Source organism: Bradyrhizobium sp. S3.3.6, assembly GCF_040546905.1.
In the GTDB taxonomy this organism is placed as follows: Bacteria; Pseudomonadota; Alphaproteobacteria; order Rhizobiales; family Xanthobacteraceae; genus Bradyrhizobium; species Bradyrhizobium cytisi.
The window spans coordinates 1-22,088 of sequence record NZ_JBEPOT010000009.1; the positions used below are offsets into that span (position 1 = coordinate 1).

Here is a 22,088-nt window from a genome sequence, read left to right on the forward strand (position 1 = left end):
AGACATCGCAGGCCCTCCGTCCCAGACAGGTCGAAAGGCCTTGAATCACATCCATAAACTCCGGGGAATCACTTTCGGGCATCCCATAGCCCACAAGGGGAGAGGGGACGCACCGTCCTTGCGGCAAGCCTACTCATGCCGATGCCCGTGCTTCCGCACCTTCGCCGGCTTGCTCTCTCCCGTCGGGATCATCACCACACGTCCATAACGTACGCCACGCTCCGCGATGATGTGGTCGGCAAAGTGCCTGACCCCGGCGGCGTCGCCGCGCAGCGCCGTCATCTCCATGCAATTGTTGTCGTCGAGGTGGACGTGCAGGGTCGCCAGCGCGAGGTCGTGGTGGCCGTGGAATTCCTGCACCAGCCGCTTCGAGAGATCGCGCGCGGCGTGGTCGTAGACATAGACGAGGCCGGCGACGCAAGCGCCGCTCTGCGCCGTGTCCTCGCTCGATTGCTGCAGCCCGGCGCGGGCGAGGTCGCGGATAATCTCTGAGCGGTTCTGGTAGCCGCGCGCTTCGGCTGCGGCATCGATCTCCGCCAGCAAATCGTCCTCGATCGTGATCGTAATCCGCTGCATCAGGTCCTCTCCGCGGGTGGCGCTCTTCTTACCTCGCCCCGCTTGCGGGGAGAGGTCGGAATTCAAGCGTAGCTTGAATTCCGGGTGAGGGGGACTCTCCGCGAACGCAACTCTTACCGTCGTTGTGGAAGCAGCCCCTCACCCCAACCCTCTCAGCGCGAGCGAAGCTCGTCGCGACCCCGTAAGAACGGGGCGAGGGAGCGCGCCATCATCTTCACAGCCGCGTCGCGCGCAGCCGCAGGGCATTGCCGACTACGCTCACCGAGGACAGCGCCATCGCCGCGGCCGCGATGATCGGCGAGAGCAGTACGCCGAAGGCGGGATAGAGGATGCCGGCGGCAATCGGAATGCCGGCGGCATTATAGATGAAGGCGAAGAACAGGTTCTGCCGGATGTTGCTCATCGTCGCCTGCGACAGTTTTCGGGCGCGGACGATGCCGGTGAGGTCGCCCTTGAGCAGGGTGATGCCCGCGCTTTCCATCGCCACATCGGTGCCGGTGCCCATGGCGATGCCGACCTCGGCCGCCGCCAATGCCGGAGCGTCGTTGACGCCGTCGCCGGCCATCGCGACGCTGCGTCCGGCCTTTTGCAACCTGGTCACGACTGCGCTCTTCTGGTCCGGCAGCACCTCGGCTTCGATATCGGCGATGCCGAGCCTGCGCGCGACGGCTTCGGCCGTGGTGCGGTTGTCGCCGGTCAGCATGATGACCTTGATGCCTTCGGCCGCGAGCGCTTTCAGCGCCTCCGCCGTCGAAGCCTTGACAGGATCGGCGATGGCGAACAGTCCGGCGAGCCTGCCGTCGATCGCCATGTTGATGACGGTGGCGCCGTCGCCACGCAGGCGTTCGGCCCCCGCATCGAGCGTACTGGTGTCGATGCCGATCGATGTCAGGTACCTGGCGTTGCCGAGGACGACAGTCTTGCCATCGACCTTGCCGGTTGCGCCCTTGCCCGTCGGCGAATCGAATTGCTCGACCTGGCCGAGCGTGAGCTGCTTTTCTTTCGCGGCGCGCATGATGGCGTCGGCGAGCGGATGCTCGCTGGCACGCTCGACGCTGGCTGCAAGCCGAAGGATGTCGTCCTCGGCAAAGCCGGCCGCTGGCACGATCGCGACCACTTTCGGCTTGCCCTCGGTCAGCGTGCCGGTCTTGTCGACCACCAGTGTGTCGATTGTCTCCATCCGCTCCAGCGCCTCGGCGTTCTTGATCAGAACGCCTCCTTGCGCGCCGCGGCCGACGCCGACCATGATCGACATCGGGGTCGCCAGGCCCAGCGCGCAGGGGCAGGCGATGATCAGCACGCTGACGGCCGCGACGAGGCCGAAGGCGAGCCTCGGCTCCGGGCCGAACCAGGCCCAGGCGGCGAAGGCGGTGACAGCGACTGCGATCACGGTCGGCACGAACCAGCCGGCGACCTGGTCCGCCAGCCGCTGGATCGGCGCGCGCGAGCGTTGTGCATCGGCGACCATCTGCACGATCTGCGACAGCAACGTCTCGCGCCCGACCTTGTCGGCGCGCATGATGAAGCTGCCGGATTGGTTGAGCGTGCCGGCGATGACTTTTGCGCCAACCTCCTTGCTGACAGGCATGGATTCGCCTGTCACGAGCGATTCATCGAGCGAGGAGCGGCCCTCGAGAATGGTGCCGTCGACCGGCACTTTTTCGCCGGGACGTACGCGCAAGGAATCGCCGGCGTGCAGAGAGTCGATTTCGACCTCATGCTCGCTGCCATCAGGCTCGACGCGCCGTGCGGTCTTCGGCGCGAGCTGCAACAGCGCCTTGATCGCGCCCGAGGTGGCATCGCGGGCGCGCAGCTCCAGCACCTGGCCGAGCAGAACCAGGACGGTGATGACAGCGGCGGCTTCGAAATAGACGGCGACCGCGCCCTCATGGCCGCGGAAGGTGGTGGGGAAAATCTGCGGCGCGATGGTGCCGATCAGGCTGTAGATATAGGCAACGCCGGTGCCCATCGCGATCAGCGTGAACATGTTGAGGTTGCGCGTCAGCAGCGATTGCCAGCCGCGTACCAGGAACGGCCAGCCGGCCCAGAGCACCACGGGTGTCGCGAAGACGAGCTGGATCCAGTTCGACAGCACAGGCTCGATCCAGTTGTGCGGACCCGCGAGGTGTCCGCCCATCTCCAGCACCACAGGCGGCAGCGCCAGCGCGCCGCCGATCCAGAACCGCCGCGTCATGTCGGCGAGCTCCGGATTGGGCCCGGTCTCCAGGCTCGCGACCTCCGGCTCCAGCGCCATGCCGCAGATCGGGCAGCTGCCGGGTCCGGCCTGGCGGATCTCCGGATGCATTGGGCAGGTATAGATCGTGCCCGCCGGGGTCTCCGGCTCGGGCGTCCTCTCTTTTGCGAGATATTTGGCGGGATCGGCAGCGAATTTGGTGCGGCAGCCGGCCGAGCAGAAATGGAAGGTCTCGCCGTGAGGCTCGAAGCGATGCTTTGAGGTCGCGGGGTCGACCGTCATGCCACAAACGGGATCGAGGACTTTTGGCGCGGCTGCGCCAAGGTCATGGGCGTGGTGATGGGCATGGCCAGCATGATCGCCGCAGCAGGACGAAGCCGCAGGCTTGGGGGGCGCCGCGGTCTTGGGCGAGCAGCAGCCTCCGGAATGCGTGTCCCCGTCGTGATGGTGCTTGTGGTCCGCGTCGTTCATTCCTGCACTCCGGCCTTGTAACCTATACCCGGTAGGGGTATATAGGCGCCATGCGCAAGGACATCAAGGCATCCGTCGGAAAACGTCTCGGCCGGATCGAGGGCCAGGTTCGTGGCCTGTCGAAAATGGTCGAGGAGGACCGCTACTGCATCGACATCGTCACGCAGATCTCGGCAGTGCGCGCCGCACTGCGCCGGGTCGAGGAGGAGGTCTTGAAGGACCACGTCGCCCATTGCGTCGAGCACGCGATCGCAAGCGGGGACAAGGCGGATCAGCGCGAGAAGCTCGCGGAGCTGATGGCGGTGATTGGACGGGCGGAAAGGTAGGGTCTCACCGTCGTCATTGCGAGCGCAGCGAAGCAATCCAGAATCCCTCCGTGGAAGGATTTCTGGATTGCTTCGTCGCTTTGCTCCTCGCAATGACGACGGCGGGAGTGATGGTCTAAGCCGCGATCTCTTGCGCCCGCGCACGGTACATCGCGAGCTCGTTCAGCAGCACAAATTGATCGGAGAAGGTGGCGTCCATCTCGGCCACCGCCTCACGCATCACTTGCTCAGCCGGAATTTCGGCCGGCGTTTCTTCGTCAGCCGCTTCAGGAACGAGCGGCGGCGCACGGAGCGTTTCTGGAAACACACCGAATGAGCCCGCTACCTCCTCGAGCGGCTTTTGCTTGTCGGCCCAGTGCAAGGCTGTGTAGTCGAAGCCGTGCACGATGGTGGGTTTGACCACTTCGAAATAGGGCGAGATGTCGAAGTCGCGGGGCATGTAGAGCGAGGAATCGCGGATGTGCAGGATCTCGCGGCGGGCGGCGCGGCTGCCGGCCTTGGTGATCTTCGGCAGGATCGGATAGCGCACCGCGTCGAAAGCCTGCGCGATCAGCGCCGAGCAGATGATCTTGGTCGGATCGCCCGACCCGATCGCAATCATGCGCCGCCGCCATCGCTGCGGTATCGGCAGAGGAAACAGGAAGCGCATCAGATCGATGATGTTCTTGGTGTCGTAGCCGAAGCCGATGCGGTTGATCGCATAGCGGCAGACCGTGGTGCGGTCCTCGTAGGACAGCCCGACCGGGCGGCAGATGCGGGTGTGGTAGGGGAAATATTTCGACAGCGGCGCGGAGGTGACGCCCTCGCCGATATTGGCCTCGATCAGCACATGCGGCTCGCCGTCGGGCTCCACCGCGCCTTCGACCGGACCGACATAGAGTGCGGCATGCGACCAGGTCGACTGCGTCAGATATTTGATGATGCCGGAGATGCGGTTGTTGCCCTCGACCAGCATGACATCGCCGGGCTGGATCACGCCGCGGAGATGCTCGGGGTCGCTCGGCGTGAACGGCTCATAGCCCGGCACCTCCTTCGAGAGGTACGCGGCAATCAACTTGCCGACTGAATCCAGGACCGTCCCCATATCGAACTCCCCCAGGCCTTTCCGGCCGCTTTTTTCCTTCTCTATCATGGTCGAAACGTGTTGCCATTCGGTTCATCAGTCTGTGAGATCAAGCACGATTGATTCACCATGATAGTTGCTGCGCAACATCAGATGCGGCAAGGTTCGCTTGCTGTTCCCGTTCGCTGCAAGTCCCCGGAAACCATGACATGACAATCACGCGCCGCGGCTTCCTATCGGCTTCGGCGGCCTTTGCCGCGATGCCGGTCCTGGGCGCAACGGCCGCGCCGCTGCCGCGCGAGGCTGACATTGTCGTGATCGGTGCGGGTGCGGCCGGAATCGCTGCAGCGCGGCGCGTCATGGCCGCCAATCGCAAGGTGATCGTGGTGGAGGCGGCCTCGCAAATCGGCGGGCGCTGTATCACTGACACCACCACATTCGACGTGCCGTTCGATCGCGGCGCGCGCTGGATGCACAATCCCGACACCAACCCGATGATCCGGCTGGCGCGCAGTGCCGGGCTCGATGTGTTCCCGGCACCGTCGGGCCAGAAGATGCGCATCGGCCGCCGCAACGCGCGCGCGGGCGAGACCGAGGAGTTCCTGGCGGCGCTGGTGCGCGCCAATCGTGCCATCGACGAGGCAGCGCGCGGCAAGTTGGATACGTCCTGCGCGTCGGTCCAGCCAAAAGATCTCGGCGATTGGGCGGGCGCCACCGAGTTCGTGCTTGGTGCGAGTTTTGCCGGCAAGGACCTGAAGGAGCTGTCGGCGATCGACAAGGCGCGTGCGCAGGACCGCAATGCCCCGATCGCCTGCCGCCAGGGTCTGGGTACCCTGATCGCCAGGCTCGGCGAGCAGGCGCCGGTTGCGCTTGCGACACCGGCAAGCCGGATTGTCTGGAGCAATCGCGACGTCAGCGTGGAGACGCAAGGAGGGAAGATCGCCGCGCGCGCCGCCATCATCACGGTCTCGACCAATGTGCTCGCCGGCGGCGCGATCAAGTTCGCGCCTGATATCCCCAAGCGCACGCTCGATGCGGCGTCCAAGCTTACGCTCGGCAGTTACGATCATATCGTGCTGCAACTGCCGGGAAATCCGCTCGGGCTCTCGCGCGACGACATCCTGATCGAGCAGAGCAACTCGATGCGCACCGCGCTGATGTTCGCCAATATCGGCGGCTCCTCGCTGTGCTCGATCGACGTCGGCGGTTCGTTCGGCCGCGATCTCTCGGAGCAGGGCGAGAAGGCGATGGCGGCCTTCGCAAAGGAGTGGATCACGAAGCTGTTCGGCAGCGAGGCGGTGGCGAACGTGCAGAAGACCGCTGTGACGCGCTGGAACGCCTCGCCCTATGTGATGGGCGCGATGTCGGCGGCCTCGCCCGGCGGCCAGCTGTCGCGAAAAGTCTTGACCGAGCCGATCGGTAACATGTTCCTCGCCGGCGAAGCCACGCATGAGACGCTGTGGGGCACGGTCGACGGCGCCTGGGAAAGCGGCGAGCGCGCCGCGGACGCCGCGCTCCGCAAGATCGGTGCGCTGAAGGATGAGCCGGCCGAGGTGCCGACGCAGTCGACCAAGCGGCGCCGCGCGCCGCGGTAGTAGGCGAACTGCCGCAAGATCCCGTCCAGCACCGGCAGCCCGGCGATCACCGCCGTCGCAATCAGCGCATAGCAGATGCCGCGGAGACTGACGTCCTTGGGAAGGAGGTCGGCAATCGTCATGCTCTCAAAGAGCCGCCGGTCTTCTTGGTGACCTCGGCCACGATCTTCGCCGCGACGGCCTCGATCTCCTGATCGGTCAGCGTCTTCTCGCGCGGCTGGATCGTCACGGCGATGCCGATCGACTTCTTGCCGTCGTCGATGCCCTTGCCCTCATAGAGGTCGAACACGTTGACACCGGTGATTAGCTTCTTGTCGACGCCTTGCGCGGCGCGCACGATATCGCCCGCCTTCACGGCGCGGTCGACGATGAAGGCGAAGTCGCGCGACACCGGCTGGAACGCCGACAGCTCGATCAGCGGCTTGGCGCGGGTCGGCTTCTTCTTGGTCTCGGGGATGCGATCGAGGATCACCTCGAACACCATCAGCGGGCCGTCGGCGCCGAGCGCCTCCAGCGCGCGCGGATGCATCTCGCCGAAAGTGCCGAGCACGTTCTGCGGGCCGATCTGGATCGTGCCGGAGCGGCCCGGATGCAGCCAGGCGGGGCCGCCGGCAACGATCTGGAGCGCCTGCATCGGAGCACCGGCCGCAGCCAGCACGGCGAGCGCGTCGGCCTTGGCGTCGAAGATATCGGCCTGCGCCGAGCCCGACCAGTGCCGTCCCAATCCGTCCGACGACGCAAGGCCGCGGCGTACGCCGCTTGCGGCCATGAACTGATCCTGCGGGCGATCGCCCCTGAACACCTGACCGACCTCGAACAGCACGACGTCGCCAAAACCGCGATCGGCATTGGCCTGTGCGGCTGCGACCAGGCCCGGCAGCAGGCTCGGCCGCATGTCCGATAGATCAGCGGCGATCGGGTTGGCGACTTCGAGCTCGCGCTGGCCGCCGCCGAACAATTGTGCCGCGGGCTTGGTGATGAACGACCACGTCACGGCTTCGGTCATGCCGCGGCTCGCGAGTGCGCGCCGCGCGCGGCGGGTGCGAAGCTGCAGTGGCGTCAGCACGGATTTGCGCGCGTCCTCGCCACGCTCGAACGGCGTCATCGGCACCTTGTCGACGCCGTAGATACGGATGACCTCCTCGACGATGTCGGCCTTCCCGTGCACGTCGGAGCGCCAGGAGGGCACCGCGACCTTCACCACAGGGCCGGGCCCCGCCATCATGAAGCCGAGACGGGTCAGGATGAGCTTCATCTCGACCTGCGGCACCTCGATGCCGGAGAGACGCTTGACCTCGGTGAGCGGGAAATCGATCACGCGATCGTCGCCGAAGGTTTTGCCCACCACGACGTTCTCTGACGGAGTGCCGCCGCACAGCTCCATCACCAGCTTGGTGGCGAGCTCCAGCCCGGGCACCATGAAGGCCGGGTCGACGCCGCGCTCGAAGCGGTAGCGCGCATCCGAGTTGATGCCGAGCTTGCGGCCGGTCTGGGCGACATTGATCTCGTTCCACAGTGCCGATTCGATCAGCACGTCGGTGGTGTTCTCATCGCAGCCCGAGGCTTCGCCGCCCATGATGCCGGCGAGCGATTCGACGCCGTGCTGGTCCGCGATCACGCAGATCGAGGGATCGAGATTGTAGGCGCGGCCGTCGAGCGCGAGCAGCGCCTCGCCGTCGCGGGCGCGGCGCACCACGAGATTGCCCACCACCTTCTTGGCGTCGAACACGTGCAGCGGACGCGCGCGGTCGTAGGTCATGAAGTTGGTGATGTCGACCAGCGCATTGATCGGGCGCAGGCCGATCGCGGTCAGCCGATTCTGCAGCCATTCCGGCGACGGGCCGTTCTTGACGCCGCGCACAAGGCGCAACGCAAAACCCGGGCACAGCGCAGCGTCCTCGACCGTGACCTTCACCGGACACGGGAACTCGCCCTTGATCGGCTTGATCGAGGCGTCCTTGAACTTGCCCATGTCGGCGGCGGCAAGGTCGCGCGCGATGCCGTGCACGCCGGTGCAGTCCTGCCGGTTCGGCGTCAGATTGATCTCGATCACGGGATCGCCGAGCGCGGCCCATTCGGCATAGCCGGCGCCGATCGGCGCATCCGCCGGCAATTCCATGATGCCGTCATGGTCGTTGGAGATCTGCAGCTCTGCCGCCGAGCACAGCATGCCGCGGCTCTCGACGCCGCGAATAGTGCCGACACCGAGCGTGATGTCCTTGCCGGGAATGTAGGTGCCGGGCGGAGAGAACACGCTGACGAGCCCGGCGCGCGCATTCGGCGCCCCGCACACGACCTGCACCGGCGCGCCACCGTCACCGGTGTCGACCATGCAGACGCGCAGCCGATCAGCATTGGGATGCTGCTCGGCCGAAATCACCTTCGCAATGGTGAAAGGCTGCAGCGCCTTCGCCTTGTCCTCGATGTTCTCGACCTCGAGCCCGATCATGGTGAGCTTGTCGGCAAGCTTTTCCAGCGGCTCGTCGGTGTCGAGATGATCCTTCAGCCAGGAGAGGGTGAATTTCATGGCTGTGTGCCTCGGCTCTTATCGGTGATGACTGAATTGCTTTGGTCGGTGGTAGTGTTCCCTCCCCCCTTGTGGGGGAGGGTCAGGGAGGGGGGTAAGCCGCGGGCTCCGGCAGAAGCTGCCTGGCGAATTACCTCAACGACTCCCTCCAAATTGGTCATCACCTGATTATTGGTGAAGCGTAGAACCAGAAATCCCTCGGCAGCAAAGAACGCGTCGCGACGTTGATCTGCCTTTTGACGCTCTTCGAAATCGTGAGATTCCCCGTCGAGCTCGATGATAATCTTCGATGAGAAGCACACGAAATCGGCTATGTAGTTTCCGATCGGCGTTTGGCGACGGATGCCCACACCGTCCATTCGGTTAGCTTTCAGATAGCGCCACAGCAGTGTTTCGGCGCGCGTCATCGCCCGGCGAAGCTGCTTCGCCCGGCTGCGCTGACGCTCGCTTACGACTGCGTGCGGCATCCGCGGCTACCCCCCTCCCTGACCCTCCCCCACAAGGGGGGAGGGAACGGAGAGAGTCATGGCAAACTCATGTCCGAACACGAGCCTCACGAGCTCAGCCCTCCCGCGAGTGTCGGCACCTCGAGCGGCTTGAAGCCGTAATGGTTGAGCCAGCGGACGTCGTTGTCGAACAGCTGGCGCAAATCGGCGATGCCGTATTTCAGCATGGCGATGCGGTCGATGCCCATGCCCCAGGCGAAGCCCTGGTACTCGTCGGGATCGATGCCGCAGGCGCGCAGCACGTTCGGATGCACCATGCCGCAGCCGAGAATCTCGAGCCAGTCCTCGCCCTCGCCGAAGCGGATCTCGCCCTTGTCGCGGCGGCACTGGATGTCGACTTCCAGCGACGGCTCGGTGAACGGGAAGAACGACGGCCGGAAGCGCATGTTGATGTGGTCGACCTCGAAGAACGCCTTACAGAACTCGTGCAGGATCCATTTGAGGTGGCCGAGATGCGAGTGCTTGTCGATGACGAGACCTTCGACCTGGTGGAATTGCGGCGTGTGGGTCGCGTCCGAATCGATGCGGTAGGTACGGCCCGGGCAGATCACGCGGATCGGCGGCTTCTGGGTGAGCATGGTGCGCACCTGCACCGGCGAGGTGTGGGTGCGCAACAGCATGCGCGAGCCGTCTTCCTTCGGATGGAAGAAGAACGTGTCGTGCATCTCGCGCGCCGGATGGCCTTCCGGGAAGTTGAGCTTGGTGAAATTGTAGTCGTCGGTCTCGATGTCAGGACCTTCGGCGACCGAGAATCCCATGTCGGCGAAGATCGTGGTCAGCTCGTCCCAGACCTGGCTCAGCGGATGGATGCGGCCGGCATCAGTTGCCGCATCGCGCAGCGGCAAGGTCACGTCGACGGTCTCCGATGCCAGCCGCGCATCGAGCGCCGCCGACTTCAGCACGTCGCGCCGTGCGGCGAGCGCCTCGGTGACCTTGTCCTTGGCCTGGTTGATCGCCGCACCTTGCGACTTGCGTTCGTCGGGCGACATCTTGCCGAGCGTGGCAAGCAGCGCCGAGATCGTGCCCTTCTTGCCGAGGGCTGCGACGCGCACCGCTTCGAGCGCGGCTTCGTCGCCGGCGGCGGCGATCTGGTCGAGGATGGATGTTTCGAGCGTTGCGAGGTCGGACACAGTCAAATCCTTAGCTCCAAATTCGGCTGGGTTGTCGCCGCCCGAAGGCCGTAACGTCAAGCAAAAAGCCGGTCATTTCGAGCGTGGGACCAGCTGGGTTGAACCTCGCATGGGGGCCGGGCACCAAGGGGGATACGTGGAGGCCTTTGCGATGCTTTCGAAACGCTGCCTTGCTGTTCTTCTTGCCGTCGTGGCGGTCGTTCTGTCGGTGGCAGGCACCCCGGCGCGCGCCATGGTCTGCATGGACAAATCCATGACGCTGGACGAGGTCGCAGACACCATCAGCGCGCAGAAGAGCTGCGAAAGCGCGATGAAGGTCTTCAGGGATTGCGAACTGACCGCAAGCGGCGATGTCGGGCTCGGTGCTGCCGTCGAAAAGAAATGTGAGGCCGACTTCAAGTCCGGCCTCAACGCCGCGCAGGCGCAGGCCTACCAACGCGAGCTGCGCGTGTGCGACCGCAAGTACCGGAACAAGTCCGGCACCATGTATCTCTCGTTTACGGCATTCTGCCGGGCGGAGGTGGCCCGGCGTTACTCCCACCACGCGCTGAAGGCCGCGGGCCGGAACGCCCGCTAGCGCAAGCCTCAGGCTGCGAGCGCAGCTTTGGCCTTCTCGGCGATCGCCTGGAACGACGCGGGCTCGTGGATCGCGAGATCCGACAGCACCTTGCGGTCCACGGTGATGCCCGACTTGGCGAGACCGTCGATAAATCGGCTGTAGGTCAGGCCGAACGGACGGACGGCAGCGTTGAGGCGCTGGATCCAGAGCGCGCGGAAAGTGCGCTTCTTGCGCTTGCGATCACGGAAGGCGTACTGCTGGGCCTTCTCGACGGCCGGCTTGGCGGCGCGGATGGTGTTCTTGCGGCGGCCGTAGAAACCCTTGGCGGCCTTGTAGACTTTCTTGTGCTTGGCGTGGGCGGTCACACCGCGTTTGACGCGAGACATGACAAAATCCTTCAGAGATGACTTGGTTTTTCGGATCGCCGCTTAAAGCGCGGCAGAGATGGCAATGATCGTGGACGCGGTCAGGCGTTCGGCAAGAAGTACTTCTTGACGTTGTCGCCGTCGGTCTTGAACAGCACGCGGGTGCCGCGGAGCTGACGGATCTGCTTCTTCGTCCGCTTGATCATGCCGTGACGCTTGCCGCGCTGGGCGTGCATCACTTTGCCGGTGGCAGTCACCTTGAAGCGCTTTTTAGCGCCCGATTTGGTCTTCAGCTTGGGCATTTGGCTCTCCTAATGGCCACAGAGTTCCGCCCGCGAAGGCGGCTGGCCGTCAAAATGCTCGTTAGAGCGTTGATTGTGCTCAGGTTTTGCGAACAAGCGCGAAACCCGCACGAAACACCGCCACGGCAGCCCTTAATCAGCCGGGCGATGAAGGTCGGCCTTATGACAGAGGACAGGCCAATTGGCAACGATGAACCGCCGGAACCTGGCCGCCGACTATTGGGGGTTACCACCTCATTGTTCACGTCGTCCCGTCCGGAGCAGGACCAAAATGGCCCATTTTTCCCAATCGATTTTGTCGGTTTTCGCCCGTCCGCGCCACCTGGCGCTATTCGCCGTGCTCGCTGCCGCCGTCCCCTCGGCCGCCGATGCCCGCATCGTCAGTTATGACGGGGTCTGGAATGTCACCTTCGCGACCACCCGCGGCAGTTGCAGCTCGGGTTACAGCGTGCCCTTCACCGTGACCGGCAGCCGGGTGTCGTCCGCCGGCGGCGGCCGGGTGTCCGGCACGATCAATCGCGGCGGTGCTGTCGCGGTCCAGGTGTCGGTCGGCGCCTCCCATGCCAGCGGCGGTGGCCGGCTTGGCGGCGCGGCGGGTGCGGGCTCCTGGAGGGGTATCATCTCTGGCGACCAATGCAGCGGCACCTGGCAGGCAACGCGGACCTGAAAACACAAACGGCCCGCCGGAGATCCGGACGGGCCGTTGAACTTTCAGTCCTGAAGAGCCGGCGTCAGCGCGGCGCCAGGACCATGACGACCTGACGGCCCTCGAATCGGGCATCCTGCTCGACCTTGGCGAGCTCGGCGACGTCAGTCTTGATCTTGTCCAGCAGCTTGGTGCCGATCTCCTGGTGCGCCATTTCGCGGCCGCGATAGCGCAAGGTGATCTTGACCTTGTCGCCCTCCTCGAAGAACCGCAGCATCGCGCGCATCTTCACGTCATAATCGTGATCGTCGATCATCGGGCGGAGCTTGATCTCCTTGATCTCGACGGTCTTCTGACGCTTGCGGGCTTCGGCGGCTTTCTTCTGGGCGGAATACTTATACTTCCCGTAGTCCATGATCTTGCAGACGGGAGGGCTGACATTTGGCGAGATCTCGACCAGATCCATGCCGGCTTCCTGGGCCAACTTGATGGCAAGCATCGTCTCGACGGTGCCTTTGTTGTCACCGGTCTGATCGATCAGCTGGATCTGCGCATTGCGAATATCATCATTGATGCGCGGCCCGTCTTTGGCGGCAGGGGCCGGGGCTCTATTGGGACGGCGAATGGGTGGTTCTCCAAAGTTGTGAAAGGAAGCGGCTATTTTGCAGGAAGATGCGTTTGCCGGCAAGCAAGTCGCTCCTGCGGAGAGCGAAAACCCTCAAATGCGAGGCATTTTGGTCACGCCCATCGGCACGGTGCTCGACATAGACACCTTGCACCCGTTCCGCAAGCGTCCCAAAGGGTCAATGCCAATATAGGGTTGCTTCGCGGAAATGCGCCCGGACAGCTCAAACCCCACAGCCAGAGTAAACGTTCCATGACCCCAGCAATTCCCGATGCCGTGCTCAACTTTGTCGAATTGGGCGAGGGTCCGTCGGCGCGCCGGATCGCGGTGCGCAGCCGCGCCGGACAAGGGCCCGGCCTGGTCTGGCTCGGCGGCTTCAAGTCGGACATGCAGGGCGGCAAGGCGGTGGCGCTCGACGGCTGGGCCGGCGAGCATGGCCGTGCCGCGGTCCGGTTCGACTATTCCGGCCATGGCGAATCCAGCGGCGATTTCGCCGACGGGACCATCGGACGCTGGCTCGAGGATAGCGTCGCGGTGTTCGAGCGTTTCTGCACCGGTCCGCAAATCCTGATCGGTTCCTCCATGGGCGGCTGGATGGCGCTGCTGCTCGCGCGCGAGATCAAGAAGCGTTCGGGACAGGCATCGCTCGCGGGCCTGGTGCTGATCGCGCCGGCGCCCGACTTCACGGAAGAGCTGATGTGGAAGAACTTTTCGCCCGAGGTGAGGAAAGAGATCGAGACCAAGGGTTTTTGGCTGCGGCCATCCGAATATGGCGACGGCACGCCCTATCCGATTACGCGGAACCTGATCGAGGAGGGGCGCAACCACCTCGTGCTCGGCAGCGCCATCGATCTCGGCTGCCCCGTCCGAATTCTGCAGGGAGCCCAGGATCCCGATGTGCCGTGGCAGCACGCGTTCGCGCTGACACATCGCCTGCCGGCCGACGACGTCGTGCTCACCATGATCCAGGACGGCGATCACCGCCTGTCCCGCCCGCAAGACATCGCGCGCATTCTTGCCGCGGTGGCGGAGATCGGGTGACGTGGTGCCCAGAATTCGATGTCATCATCCGCGAAGGCGGATGATCCAGTATTCCAGAGGCCGTTGTGTTTGAGCCGAAAAGTCTCGGCGTACTGGATGCCCCGCCTTCGCGGGGCATGACGGAGGAGAGGGAGAAACCCCAATGACCACCACCGCCATGCTGCGCGCCTTCTGCGACGCGGTCGAACAGCGCAACGGTCGCGCCTTTGCCGATCTGTTCACCGACGACGGCGTCTATCACGACGTGTTCTACGGCGCGTTCGCCGGCCGCGACAAGATCGCCGCGATGGTCGACGACTGGTTCTATCGCACGGCGACGGATTTTCGCTGGGACATGCATGATCCCGTCAGCAACGGCACCACGCTCTATGCGCGCTACACCTTCAGCTACACATCGACCCTGCCGGAAGCGAACGGTTCGCGGGCGATGTTCGAAGGTGTTGCGATCATGACGCTGCGCGACGGCAAGATCGTGAATTACCACGAGGTCGCCAACACCGCGCCGGCGTTCGTCGATCTGAAGTTTGCGCCAGAGCGGATTGCGAAGATCGTCGGCAAGCAGGGCGCGGAGCTGAAGGCGCGGCCAGAGATGAAGCGGCATCTGGCGTAGCTGTCGTTCCGGGGCGCGCCACTTGGCGCGAGCCCGGAATCCATTCCGCCACCATTCTTGCGGCCTGATGGATTCCGGGCTCATGCTTCGCACGCCCCGGAATGACAGCGGGGTTACCAACAGCCACTGTCATCGCCCGGCTTGACCGGGCGATCCAGTACTCCAAGAAGGCTGTGATTAAATCGAGAGGCCGCGGCGTACTGGATGCCCCGCCCCAGTGCGCAACTGCGCACAAGGCGGGGCATGACACCGAGTGTTAGGAAGCGGCCTGCCACTCTTGACGCACGCTTTCGTCGCGTTCGTTGGCAGTCGCATTCGTCTTCATCGCTGCAAACTCATCCCGCGACAGCAACTGCCCCAGCGCCCACACAGCGGCCCCGCGCACCAGCGCGCTCTCGTCTCCGAGCAATCGCCGCGCCTCTTCTGCCAAGGCTGCATCGCCGGAGTTACCGATCGCAATCAGCACGTTGCGCAAGAAGCGATCGCGACCAATCCGCTTCACCGGCGACTTCGTGAACAGCGCGCGAAACGCGGTATCGTCGAGCCGTGAAAGTTCAGCAAGACCGGGCGCACGCAGCTCGTCGCGTGCGGAGAGCCTGGCTTCACGTCCCTCCTGCGCAAACTTGTTCCAGGGGCACGCTGCGAGGCAATCGTCGCAGCCATAAATGCGGTTGCCGATCGCTTTACGAAACTCGCGCGGAATCGGTCCCTTGTTCTCGATAGTGAGATAGGAGATGCAGCGCCGCGCATCGAGCTTGTAGGGCGCGGGAAACGCTGCGGTCGGGCAGATGTCGAGACAGGCGCGGCACGAGCCGCAATGATCGATCTCGGCGCCGTCGCGCGGCAGCTCTAGCGTGGTGTAGATCGCGCCGAGAAACAGCCACGAGCCGAATTCGCGCGAGACCAGATTGGTGTGCTTGCCCTGCCAGCCGAGATGGGCCGCTTGCGCGAGCGGCTTCTCCATCACCGCCGCGGTGTCGACGAACACCTTGACCTCGCAAGTCTTCACCTCACGAGTCTTCACCTCACGAGTCTTCACCTCACAAGTCGCGGTTGCGACCAGCCAGCGCGCCAGCGCCTTCAGCCGCTTCTTGATGAGGTCGTGATAGTCGTCGCCCTGCGCATAGACCGAGATCGCCGCACGCGTGCGCTCTCGCAGGATCGCGAGCGGATCCTGGTCGGGGCCGTAATTGACGCCGAGCATGATCACGCTGCGCACATCAGCCCACAGCCCGCGTGGATCGACCCGGCGCTCCGGCTGGTTCGCGAGCCAGTCCATGTCGCCATGGCCGCCGGAGGCGATGAACTCGAGGAAATGTTTTCCAGCGTTCTCGATCGTGCCGGGCTCAGTGATGCCGATGCAGTCGAAGCCGAGCGCGCGCGCTTCGCGCGCCAGCGCCGCCTTCAGTTCGGTCGGATCGGCGTTCAGAAATCCAGATCCACGTAGGTCCGCGACGCCGGCACGCCCGCCAGCCATTCGCTCAGCAGCGGACGGAACGACGGGCGGGATTTCACCCGCGCGTACCACGCCTTTGCTGCGTCGTCCTCGCTCCATGGCACGTCGCCCAGATAGTCGATCGCCGAGAGATGCGCCGCGGCGGCGAAATCCGCGTAAGTGGGCCGGTCGCCGGCGAGGAAGTTACGCGTCTGCGCCAGCCAGCCGATATAGGCGAGATGGTAGCGCACATTGGCCTTCGCCGCGCGCATCACGTCGGGTGAGGGCGGGCCGCCGCCATTCTCCTCGCTCATGAAGCGCTTGTAGATGCGCTCGGTGACCAGCGGGTGGGAGACTTCCTCGAAAAACTTTTCGTTGAACCAGGCCATCAGCCGGCGCACCTCGACGCGCTCGGCGATCGTCTCCGGCATCAGGCGCTTGGGGCCCATCTCGGCGCCATAGGCCTCGTCGAGATACTCCGCGATGATGGCCGCGCCGGGGATCGGCGGCTGCTCGTCGTCCACCAGCACCGGCGTCGTCCCGGCCGCATTGAGCAGCAGAAATGCCTCGCGCCGTTCCCAGCTGCGCTCCTCGGCCAGCTTCAGTTCGAGCCCGTATTCGCCCGCGATCAGGCGGATGAAGCGCGAATGCGGACAGAACGGATGATGAAAGAGCGTAAACATGAAGCCTTTGACTATTTGATGGTGCTTAAGAATCCATCAATGTTTGTGCGGCGCCACACTAGTCTTTCAAAACCGCGAAGCAAGGGTGCGATGCCGCATTTTGCGATTGCGGGAAAGAGGCGAATGGGCGAGAAGAGCCCCGCTTTTCCAGCGGAAATGGACCGTAAATATGTCAGATGCAATACGGGCAGTGATCCTCGGCATCATCGAGGGTGTGACCGAGTTCCTTCCTGTTTCCTCGACCGGGCACCTGCTGCTGGCGGAGCGCTTCTTCGGCCTTGGCGAGGGCGCCTTCTGGGATTCGTTTACGGTTTTGATCCAGCTCGGCGCAATCCTTGCGATCGTCGTGCTCTACTTCAAGAAATTGTGGGACGTCGCGATCGGCATGTTCACGGGTGATGCCTATGCGCGGCGCTTCGTGATCGGCGTGCTGGTGGCGTTCCTGCCTGCGGTGATCGTCGGTCTCATCGCCGGCAAATACATCAAGAGCATGCTGTTCAACCCCTGGGTCGTGTGCTTCTCGCTGATCGTCGGCGGCGCCATCCTGTTGTGGGTCGATCGGCTCGATCTCAAGGCGCGCGAGCATGACGCCACCAGGTTTCCGCTGCTGATGTATCTCTATATCGGCATCGCCCAGTGCGTTGCGATGATCCCGGGCGTGTCGCGCTCCGGTGCCAGCATCGTCGCCGCGATGTTTTTGGGTGCCGACAAGCGGGCGGCGGCGGAGTTCTCGTTCTTCCTCGCCATCCCCACCATGATCGGCGCGTTCGCCTACGATTTCTACAAGAACCGCTCCGAGATGACGATGGACCACATGGGCATCGTCGCGATCGGCTTCGTGGTGTCGTTCATCACCGCGGTCATCGTGGTGAAGGCGTTCCTCGGATACGTCACCCGCCACGGCTTCGTGGTGTTCGCCTGGTGGCGCGTCATCGTCGGCACGCTCGGCCTGATCGCGCTGGCGCTCGGCCATTAACCTTTGACAATCTGCTGACAAGCCTCAACGCAATATCAGCTTTTGACCGGTAGGCAGTGTCCGGAGCGGGGTGGCCCGCAGGCGGAGCTGAATGATGACCCTCGTCAGCGGCTGGGGGCGCTTCCCGGTCGTCGATAGCGAAGTGCTGCGGCCGCGGTCGTTCGAGGCCGTGGGTGCGGCTGTCGCTGTGACCGGCTCCGTGGCCAGGGGCAATGGCCGCGCCTATGGCGATGCCGCGATCGGCGCCGTCAGGACGATCGGGATGACCACGTTCGACCGTGTCAGGTGGTTCGATCCGGCAACTGGCCGCATCCGGCTCGAAGCCGGCGTGCTGCTGTCAGACCTGATCGACACCTTTGGCCCGCGCGGCTTCCTGCCGTTCGTGGTGCCGGGCACGCGATTTGTGTCGGTCGGCGGCGCCATCGCGGCCGACGTGCATGGCAAGAATCATCATGGCGAGGGCGGATTTGGCCGCTATGTCGACAGCATTCTGCTGCGCACCGGGGCGGGCGAGACGATCGAGATCTCGCGCGAGCAAAATTCCGATGCCTTCTTCGCGACCGTCGGCGGCATGGGCCTTACAGGAATCATCCTCGAAGCCACGATGCGGCTGCGTCCCGTCGAGACCGGCTGGATCCGCGAGCGGGTGATATCCGCATCCGATCTCGACGCCGCGATGCGCGCGCTCGAGGCGAGCGAGTCCGCGACCTATTCGGTGGCATGGATCGATTGCGTGGCGCGAGGGCGCGATCTCGGCCGCTCGTTGATCTATCTCGGTGAGCACGCCCGCGCCGACGAGCTTACTGAGGACGCCGATCGCTTTCCAATCGGCAAAAATCCCCACCTCGCCGTGCCCTTCGATCTGCCGTCGATGACGCTCAATCGCTTGAGCGTCCGTGCCTTCAACGAGCTCTACTACCGCATGGGCGCAAGGCGCGCCGGCGGCGACCATGTGGTCTCGCTCTATCCGTATTTCTTTCCGCTCGACAGCATCGGTGACTGGAATCGCATCTACGGACGGCGCGGCTTCCTCCAGCATCAATGCGTGATTCCGGAAGCTGGCGCGCGCGCCACTCTCGGCGACATCCTCGATCGTGTCTCGAAGCGCGGCGATGCCTCGTTCCTCGCGGTGCTGAAGAAGCTCAGTCACGGCGATGGCCTGCTGTCGTTTCCGCTGCCCGGCTACACGCTGGCGCTGGATTTTCCGGTGAAGGGCGACATCCTGAACTTCCTCGACGAGATCGACCGTCTCGTCGTCGCCGCCGGCGGGCGGCTTTATCTCGCCAAGGATGCGCGGCAGTCGCGCGCGACTTTCGAGGCCGGCTATCCCGCGCTGTCACGCTTCAACGCGATCCGCAAATCGCTCGATCCCGCCAGCAACATCCGCTCCAAGCTTTCACAACGCCTGTTCGATGAGGTTTAAGCCGTGACGTCACGCAAGACCGTTCTGGTGCTCGGTGCCTCCTCCGATATCGGCCGCGCCGCGGCACGCGCCTTTGCCAAGGCGGGATACGATGTTGGCCTCGCCGGCCGCGATGTCGCCGCGCTGGAGCCCGACGCGGCGGATCTGCGCGCGCGCTACAGCATCGAAGCGAGCACGTGGAGATTCGACGTGCTCGACACGCGATCATTCGATGGCTTTGTCGCCGGCCTTCCCGTGTTGCCTGATGTCGTCGTCTCGATCATTGGCCTCCTCGGCGTCCAGCAAAATGCCGAGAGCGACCTCGCGCACGCCACCACGATCATGCGCTCGAACTACGAGGGACCGTCGCTGATCCTCGGCCTGTTCGCCGAAAAATTCTTAGGCCGCGGCAATGGCACGATTGTCGGCGTGTCGTCGGTGGCAGGCGATCGCGGCCGCGCCTCGAATTATGTCTACGGCTCGGCGAAAGCCGGCTTCTCGGCTTTCCTGTCGGGCCTGCGCGCCCGCGCCGGCCGCGGCTGCGTGCATGTGGTCACCGTGAAACCCGGTTTCGTTCGCACAAAAATGACGGAAGGCATGCAGCTGATCGGCCCGCTCACCGTCGATGCGCCTGTCGTCGGCGATGCGATCCTGGGCGCGGTCGAGAAGAAGACCGATGTCGTCTATGTCAGCGGCAAATGGCGTCTCGTGATGCTCATCATCAAGACGCTGCCGGAGGCGGTGTTCAAGAAGCTGAAGTTCTGAGGTTGCTGCTGCTCGCGCGACAAGCTCGTCATGCCCGGCCTTGTGCCGGGCATCCACGTTCTTAGCATCCGCGTTAAGAAAGACGTGGATGGCCGGGTCAAGCCCGGCCATGACGGCGCGGAAGCCTCACACGCTCTTGCGCTGGAATTGGCCCTGCGGGCGAAAGCGCCAGAGATATTGCGGGGCGATCGCTTCCAGCGAATCGGGGGTGATGCCGAGGCCTTCCAGCGTCAGGCCGGCAGCCTTGGCCGCATCCGACACGACATTGTCGCGCTCGAGCAGCGTGACCTGGTCCGGCGTCAGCTTGAAGGCCCCAGGCGCAAATTGCAGGAAGTTGGCCTGGAAGCGGGCGAGGCCGAACGACAGCGGCACCAGCATCGGCTTGCGATCGGCAATGGCGACGATGGCCTCGATGATCTCGCGCATGGTCAGCACCTCCGGCCCGCCGAGCTCGTAGGTGGCGCCCGCCTTGGCCTTGCCGTCGACGGCATCGGCAATCGCGGTGGCGACGTCGCCGACATAGACCGGCTGCATCCGGGTGCTCGCGCCGATCAGCGGCAGCACCGGCGACATCCGCGCCAGCGCCGCGAAGCGGTTGGTGAACTGGTCCTCGGGCCCGAACATCACGGAGGGGCGGAAGATCGTGGCCGCCGGCACCGCAGCCGTCACCGCGGCTTCGCCCGCGGCCTTGGCCTTGGCATAGCGCGAGGGCGATTCGGCATCGGCGCCGATCGCGGAGACGTGGATCAGCCTTGCGCCGACGGCGGCTGCCGCCTTGGCGACGGTCTCGGCGCCCTTGGCCTGGACGGCGTCAAAGGTCTGCCCGCCGCCCTCGGTGAGGATGCCGACCAGGTTGATCACGACATCCGAATCACGCACCGCCGCCTCGACCGAGGCCGGATAGCGCAGATTGGCCTGGATGGTGTGGACCTGGCCGACCTTGCCCGAGGGCTGGAGGTATCCGGCCAGTTCCGGCCGCCGCACCGCGACCCGGATCCGGTAATCCCGCTTGCACAGCGCGCGGACGACATTCCGGCCCAAAAACCCCGATCCGCCGAAAACCGTGACGAGAGTTTCCAGATTCGATGCCATGAGATCTATTCCCGGGGTCCATTCCTGCGGAAGAGCAGAGTGTTGTCAGGCTTGTATCGGCCCGGTTTGCAATGCGCAATCGGCAAGCCGAACCATGAATTGACAACAGCGTCACTGAACCGTAGTAACCGCCTCCGTGCCCCAAACGGCATGCCCAGGTGGTGGAATTGGTAGACGCGCTGGCTTCAGGTGCCAGTGGCTTAACGGCCGTGAAGGTTCGAGTCCTTTCCTGGGCACCAGCTTTTTTCTTTGGATACCCCCAAGGTGCAGTCCGAAGGTTGTTAGGCGCTCACCCGTCGCGGGTGCCGGCGGCAGCTTGGTCCGCAATAATGTTGCGGAATCGTCCTAAAGTCATCGGAGCCGGCTCTTTCCGTTCATCGCGGCGATAACGATATTGGTCTCGACGGTTCCGTGCGGATTGTGATTTCGTTGGCAAAAGGGCCAAAGGATTCGAGACTATGGCAACGCTCGACATCAGCCGCTTGACGCCCAAGGAACGGCTTGACCTTATCGGCGAGCTCTGGGACAGCCTCTCCGCTGCCGACGTGCAATTGACCCCGGCGCAGGTGACCGAACTCGACCGTCGGCTTGCGACGTTTGACGCGGACCGTCGCGAAGCGATCCCCTGGGAGGATATCGACACCGAGCTTGACCGCCGGTCCCGATAAGTGGCCAAAATTCTTTTTACGCTTGCGGCGAGGGCGGACCTCGCCGATGCCGTCGGTTGGTACGACACCCACGCTCCGCATGTCGTGCCGCAATTTCGTTAGGCCTTGCGCACAGCGCTGATGCGGATCGCGGAGAATCCGAAGCAGTTTCCGCCGGCTCTCAAGAACACACGCCGCGCTTTGCTACGCCGCTTCCCTTACATTCTCGTATTTCGTGAGACGCACGATGCGGTCTATGTCATTGCGGTGTTTCATACGAGTCGCGATCCCCTAGTTTGGAAGCAGCGCTCGTAGCATCGCCAAGCGTTCAAGAATTTGGTCCCAGCGGAATTGCTTTGCTTTTCGATTGAACGATTAAAGCGAGGGCTCGCGACGGCTGGGTTCAAGCCTCATCGAAACTTCACTTTCAGCGGCCGATTTTCTTGATGCATGTGGGTTCGCCGCTGGGGTGAGGGGTGCAATCCCAGTCGGGTCCAAAGCCCGCACCAGCGTTCCGCTGTGGTAAGAAAGGATAGTAAATTACAACCGCCG

General features: G+C 64.1%; 23 protein-coding genes and 1 tRNA gene. 12 read left to right on the forward strand and 12 right to left on the reverse strand.

All coding sequences use genetic code 11. The features are described from left to right. Window positions 1-129: 129 nt before the first annotated feature. Together nikR and ABID59_RS24180 are read right to left on the reverse strand one after the other, a co-directional pair. Window positions 130-576: a nickel-responsive transcriptional regulator NikR gene (nikR, locus tag ABID59_RS24175; RefSeq protein WP_148749059.1), complete on the reverse strand. Its 447-nt coding sequence runs from the start codon at window positions 574-576 to the stop codon at window positions 130-132. Between the two features lie 214 nt (window positions 577-790). After that, window positions 791-3,241 carry a heavy metal translocating P-type ATPase gene (locus tag ABID59_RS24180; protein ID WP_354085052.1) on the reverse strand — a complete coding sequence of 817 codons (2,451 nt, stop codon included), beginning with the start codon at window positions 3,239-3,241 and terminating at the stop codon, window positions 791-793. A gap of 50 nt (window positions 3,242-3,291) precedes the next feature. Here ABID59_RS24180 and ABID59_RS24185 point away from each other — a divergent pair, with 50 nt between their 5' ends. Next, window positions 3,292-3,567: a metal-sensitive transcriptional regulator gene (locus ABID59_RS24185; protein WP_148749057.1), complete on the forward strand. Its 276-nt coding sequence runs from the start codon at window positions 3,292-3,294 to the stop codon at window positions 3,565-3,567. A gap of 115 nt (window positions 3,568-3,682) precedes the next feature. Here the strand turns inward: ABID59_RS24185 and ABID59_RS24190 are convergent, their stop codons facing one another. Beyond that, window positions 3,683-4,651, reverse strand: coding sequence for a YiiX/YebB-like N1pC/P60 family cysteine hydrolase (locus tag ABID59_RS24190; protein WP_354085053.1), 969 nt, complete (start codon window positions 4,649-4,651; stop codon window positions 3,683-3,685). Window positions 4,652-4,839: 188 nt separating this feature from the next. On the opposite strand from ABID59_RS24190, the gene ABID59_RS24195 reads away from it, so the two are divergent. Further along, window positions 4,840-6,225, forward strand: a complete 1,386-nt coding sequence (locus ABID59_RS24195; protein ID WP_354085054.1) for a flavin monoamine oxidase family protein — start codon at window positions 4,840-4,842, stop codon at window positions 6,223-6,225. A 118-nt stretch (window positions 6,226-6,343) separates the two neighbouring features. On the opposite strand, the gene pheT is transcribed toward ABID59_RS24195, so the two are convergent. From pheT to pheS, 3 genes are all read right to left on the reverse strand, one after another. Further along, window positions 6,344-8,752, reverse strand: a complete 2,409-nt coding sequence (pheT, locus tag ABID59_RS24200; protein WP_354085055.1) for a phenylalanine--tRNA ligase subunit beta — start codon at window positions 8,750-8,752, stop codon at window positions 6,344-6,346. Further along, window positions 8,749-9,219, reverse strand: a complete 471-nt coding sequence (locus tag ABID59_RS24205) for an endonuclease domain-containing protein (RefSeq protein WP_354085056.1) — start codon at window positions 9,217-9,219, stop codon at window positions 8,749-8,751. The genes pheT and ABID59_RS24205 overlap by 4 nt, the downstream gene beginning before the upstream one ends. Window positions 9,220-9,305: 86 nt before the next feature. Next, the gene (gene pheS / locus ABID59_RS24210) at window positions 9,306-10,388 is read right to left on the reverse strand and encodes a phenylalanine--tRNA ligase subunit alpha (protein WP_148749052.1); all 1,083 of its coding nucleotides are present in this window, start codon (window positions 10,386-10,388) and stop codon (window positions 9,306-9,308) included. Window positions 10,389-10,539: 151 nt separating this feature from the next. Here pheS and ABID59_RS24215 point away from each other — a divergent pair, with 151 nt between their 5' ends. Then, window positions 10,540-10,965: a hypothetical protein gene (locus tag ABID59_RS24215; protein WP_354085200.1), complete on the forward strand. Its 426-nt coding sequence runs from the start codon at window positions 10,540-10,542 to the stop codon at window positions 10,963-10,965. Between the two features lie 8 nt (window positions 10,966-10,973). Here the strand turns inward: ABID59_RS24215 and rplT are convergent, their stop codons facing one another. Beyond that, on the reverse strand, window positions 10,974-11,333 hold the full coding sequence (gene rplT, locus ABID59_RS24220) for a 50S ribosomal protein L20 (protein ID WP_014490867.1): 360 nt from the start codon (window positions 11,331-11,333) through the stop codon (window positions 10,974-10,976). A gap of 80 nt (window positions 11,334-11,413) precedes the next feature. Continuing rightward, on the reverse strand, window positions 11,414-11,614 hold the full coding sequence (gene rpmI, locus ABID59_RS24225) for a 50S ribosomal protein L35 (RefSeq protein ID WP_008539890.1): 201 nt from the start codon (window positions 11,612-11,614) through the stop codon (window positions 11,414-11,416). A gap of 271 nt (window positions 11,615-11,885) precedes the next feature. Between rpmI and ABID59_RS24230 the strand changes: the two genes are divergently transcribed. Continuing rightward, window positions 11,886-12,281, forward strand: coding sequence for a hypothetical protein (locus ABID59_RS24230; protein WP_354031266.1), 396 nt, complete (start codon window positions 11,886-11,888; stop codon window positions 12,279-12,281). 64 nt (window positions 12,282-12,345) lie between these two features. On the opposite strand, the gene infC is transcribed toward ABID59_RS24230, so the two are convergent. Beyond that, on the reverse strand, window positions 12,346-12,885 hold the full coding sequence (infC, locus tag ABID59_RS24235; protein WP_148749060.1) for a translation initiation factor IF-3: 540 nt from the start codon (window positions 12,883-12,885) through the stop codon (window positions 12,346-12,348). Between the two features lie 252 nt (window positions 12,886-13,137). Between infC and ABID59_RS24240 the strand changes: the two genes are divergently transcribed. Both ABID59_RS24240 and ABID59_RS24245 read left to right on the forward strand, forming a co-directional pair. Beyond that, entirely contained in the window at window positions 13,138-13,926 is a 789-nt protein-coding gene (locus ABID59_RS24240; protein ID WP_354031267.1) for an alpha/beta hydrolase, read from the forward strand. 142 nt (window positions 13,927-14,068) lie between these two features. Then, window positions 14,069-14,536 (forward strand): nuclear transport factor 2 family protein, encoded by a 468-nt coding sequence (locus ABID59_RS24245; RefSeq protein WP_354031268.1) that lies wholly within the window; start codon window positions 14,069-14,071, stop codon window positions 14,534-14,536. A 256-nt stretch (window positions 14,537-14,792) separates the two neighbouring features. Here the strand turns inward: ABID59_RS24245 and queG are convergent, their stop codons facing one another. Both queG and ABID59_RS24255 read right to left on the reverse strand, forming a co-directional pair. Next, window positions 14,793-16,013 (reverse strand): tRNA epoxyqueuosine(34) reductase QueG, encoded by a 1,221-nt coding sequence (gene queG, locus ABID59_RS24250; RefSeq protein ID WP_354085057.1) that lies wholly within the window; start codon window positions 16,011-16,013, stop codon window positions 14,793-14,795. Beyond that, the gene (locus ABID59_RS24255; RefSeq protein WP_148749048.1) at window positions 15,962-16,654 is read right to left on the reverse strand and encodes a glutathione S-transferase family protein; all 693 of its coding nucleotides are present in this window, start codon (window positions 16,652-16,654) and stop codon (window positions 15,962-15,964) included. The genes queG and ABID59_RS24255 overlap by 52 nt, the downstream gene beginning before the upstream one ends. A gap of 169 nt (window positions 16,655-16,823) precedes the next feature. On the opposite strand from ABID59_RS24255, the gene ABID59_RS24260 reads away from it, so the two are divergent. The 3 genes from ABID59_RS24260 to ABID59_RS24270 all read left to right on the forward strand — a co-directional run bounded on the left by ABID59_RS24260 (window position 16,824) and on the right by ABID59_RS24270 (window position 19,797). Beyond that, entirely contained in the window at window positions 16,824-17,630 is an 807-nt protein-coding gene (locus ABID59_RS24260) for an undecaprenyl-diphosphate phosphatase (RefSeq protein WP_148749047.1), read from the forward strand. A 94-nt stretch (window positions 17,631-17,724) separates the two neighbouring features. After that, window positions 17,725-19,053 carry an FAD-binding oxidoreductase gene (locus tag ABID59_RS24265; RefSeq protein WP_354085201.1) on the forward strand — a complete coding sequence of 443 codons (1,329 nt, stop codon included), beginning with the start codon at window positions 17,725-17,727 and terminating at the stop codon, window positions 19,051-19,053. 3 nt (window positions 19,054-19,056) lie between these two features. After that, the gene (locus tag ABID59_RS24270; RefSeq protein ID WP_354085058.1) at window positions 19,057-19,797 is read left to right on the forward strand and encodes an SDR family oxidoreductase; all 741 of its coding nucleotides are present in this window, start codon (window positions 19,057-19,059) and stop codon (window positions 19,795-19,797) included. 126 nt (window positions 19,798-19,923) lie between these two features. On the opposite strand, the gene ABID59_RS24275 is transcribed toward ABID59_RS24270, so the two are convergent. After that, entirely contained in the window at window positions 19,924-20,889 is a 966-nt protein-coding gene (locus ABID59_RS24275) for a complex I NDUFA9 subunit family protein (RefSeq protein ID WP_354085059.1), read from the reverse strand. A 152-nt stretch (window positions 20,890-21,041) separates the two neighbouring features. Between ABID59_RS24275 and ABID59_RS24280 the strand changes: the two genes are divergently transcribed. The 3 genes from ABID59_RS24280 to ABID59_RS24290 all read left to right on the forward strand — a co-directional run bounded on the left by ABID59_RS24280 (window position 21,042) and on the right by ABID59_RS24290 (window position 21,851). Continuing rightward, window positions 21,042-21,128, forward strand: a tRNA-Leu gene (locus ABID59_RS24280). A gap of 219 nt (window positions 21,129-21,347) precedes the next feature. Continuing rightward, window positions 21,348-21,557, forward strand: a complete 210-nt coding sequence (locus ABID59_RS24285; protein ID WP_354085060.1) for an addiction module protein — start codon at window positions 21,348-21,350, stop codon at window positions 21,555-21,557. Window positions 21,558-21,662: 105 nt separating this feature from the next. Continuing rightward, window positions 21,663-21,851, forward strand: coding sequence for a type II toxin-antitoxin system RelE/ParE family toxin (locus tag ABID59_RS24290; protein ID WP_354085061.1), 189 nt, complete (start codon window positions 21,663-21,665; stop codon window positions 21,849-21,851). Window positions 21,852-22,088: the final 237 nt, after the last annotated feature.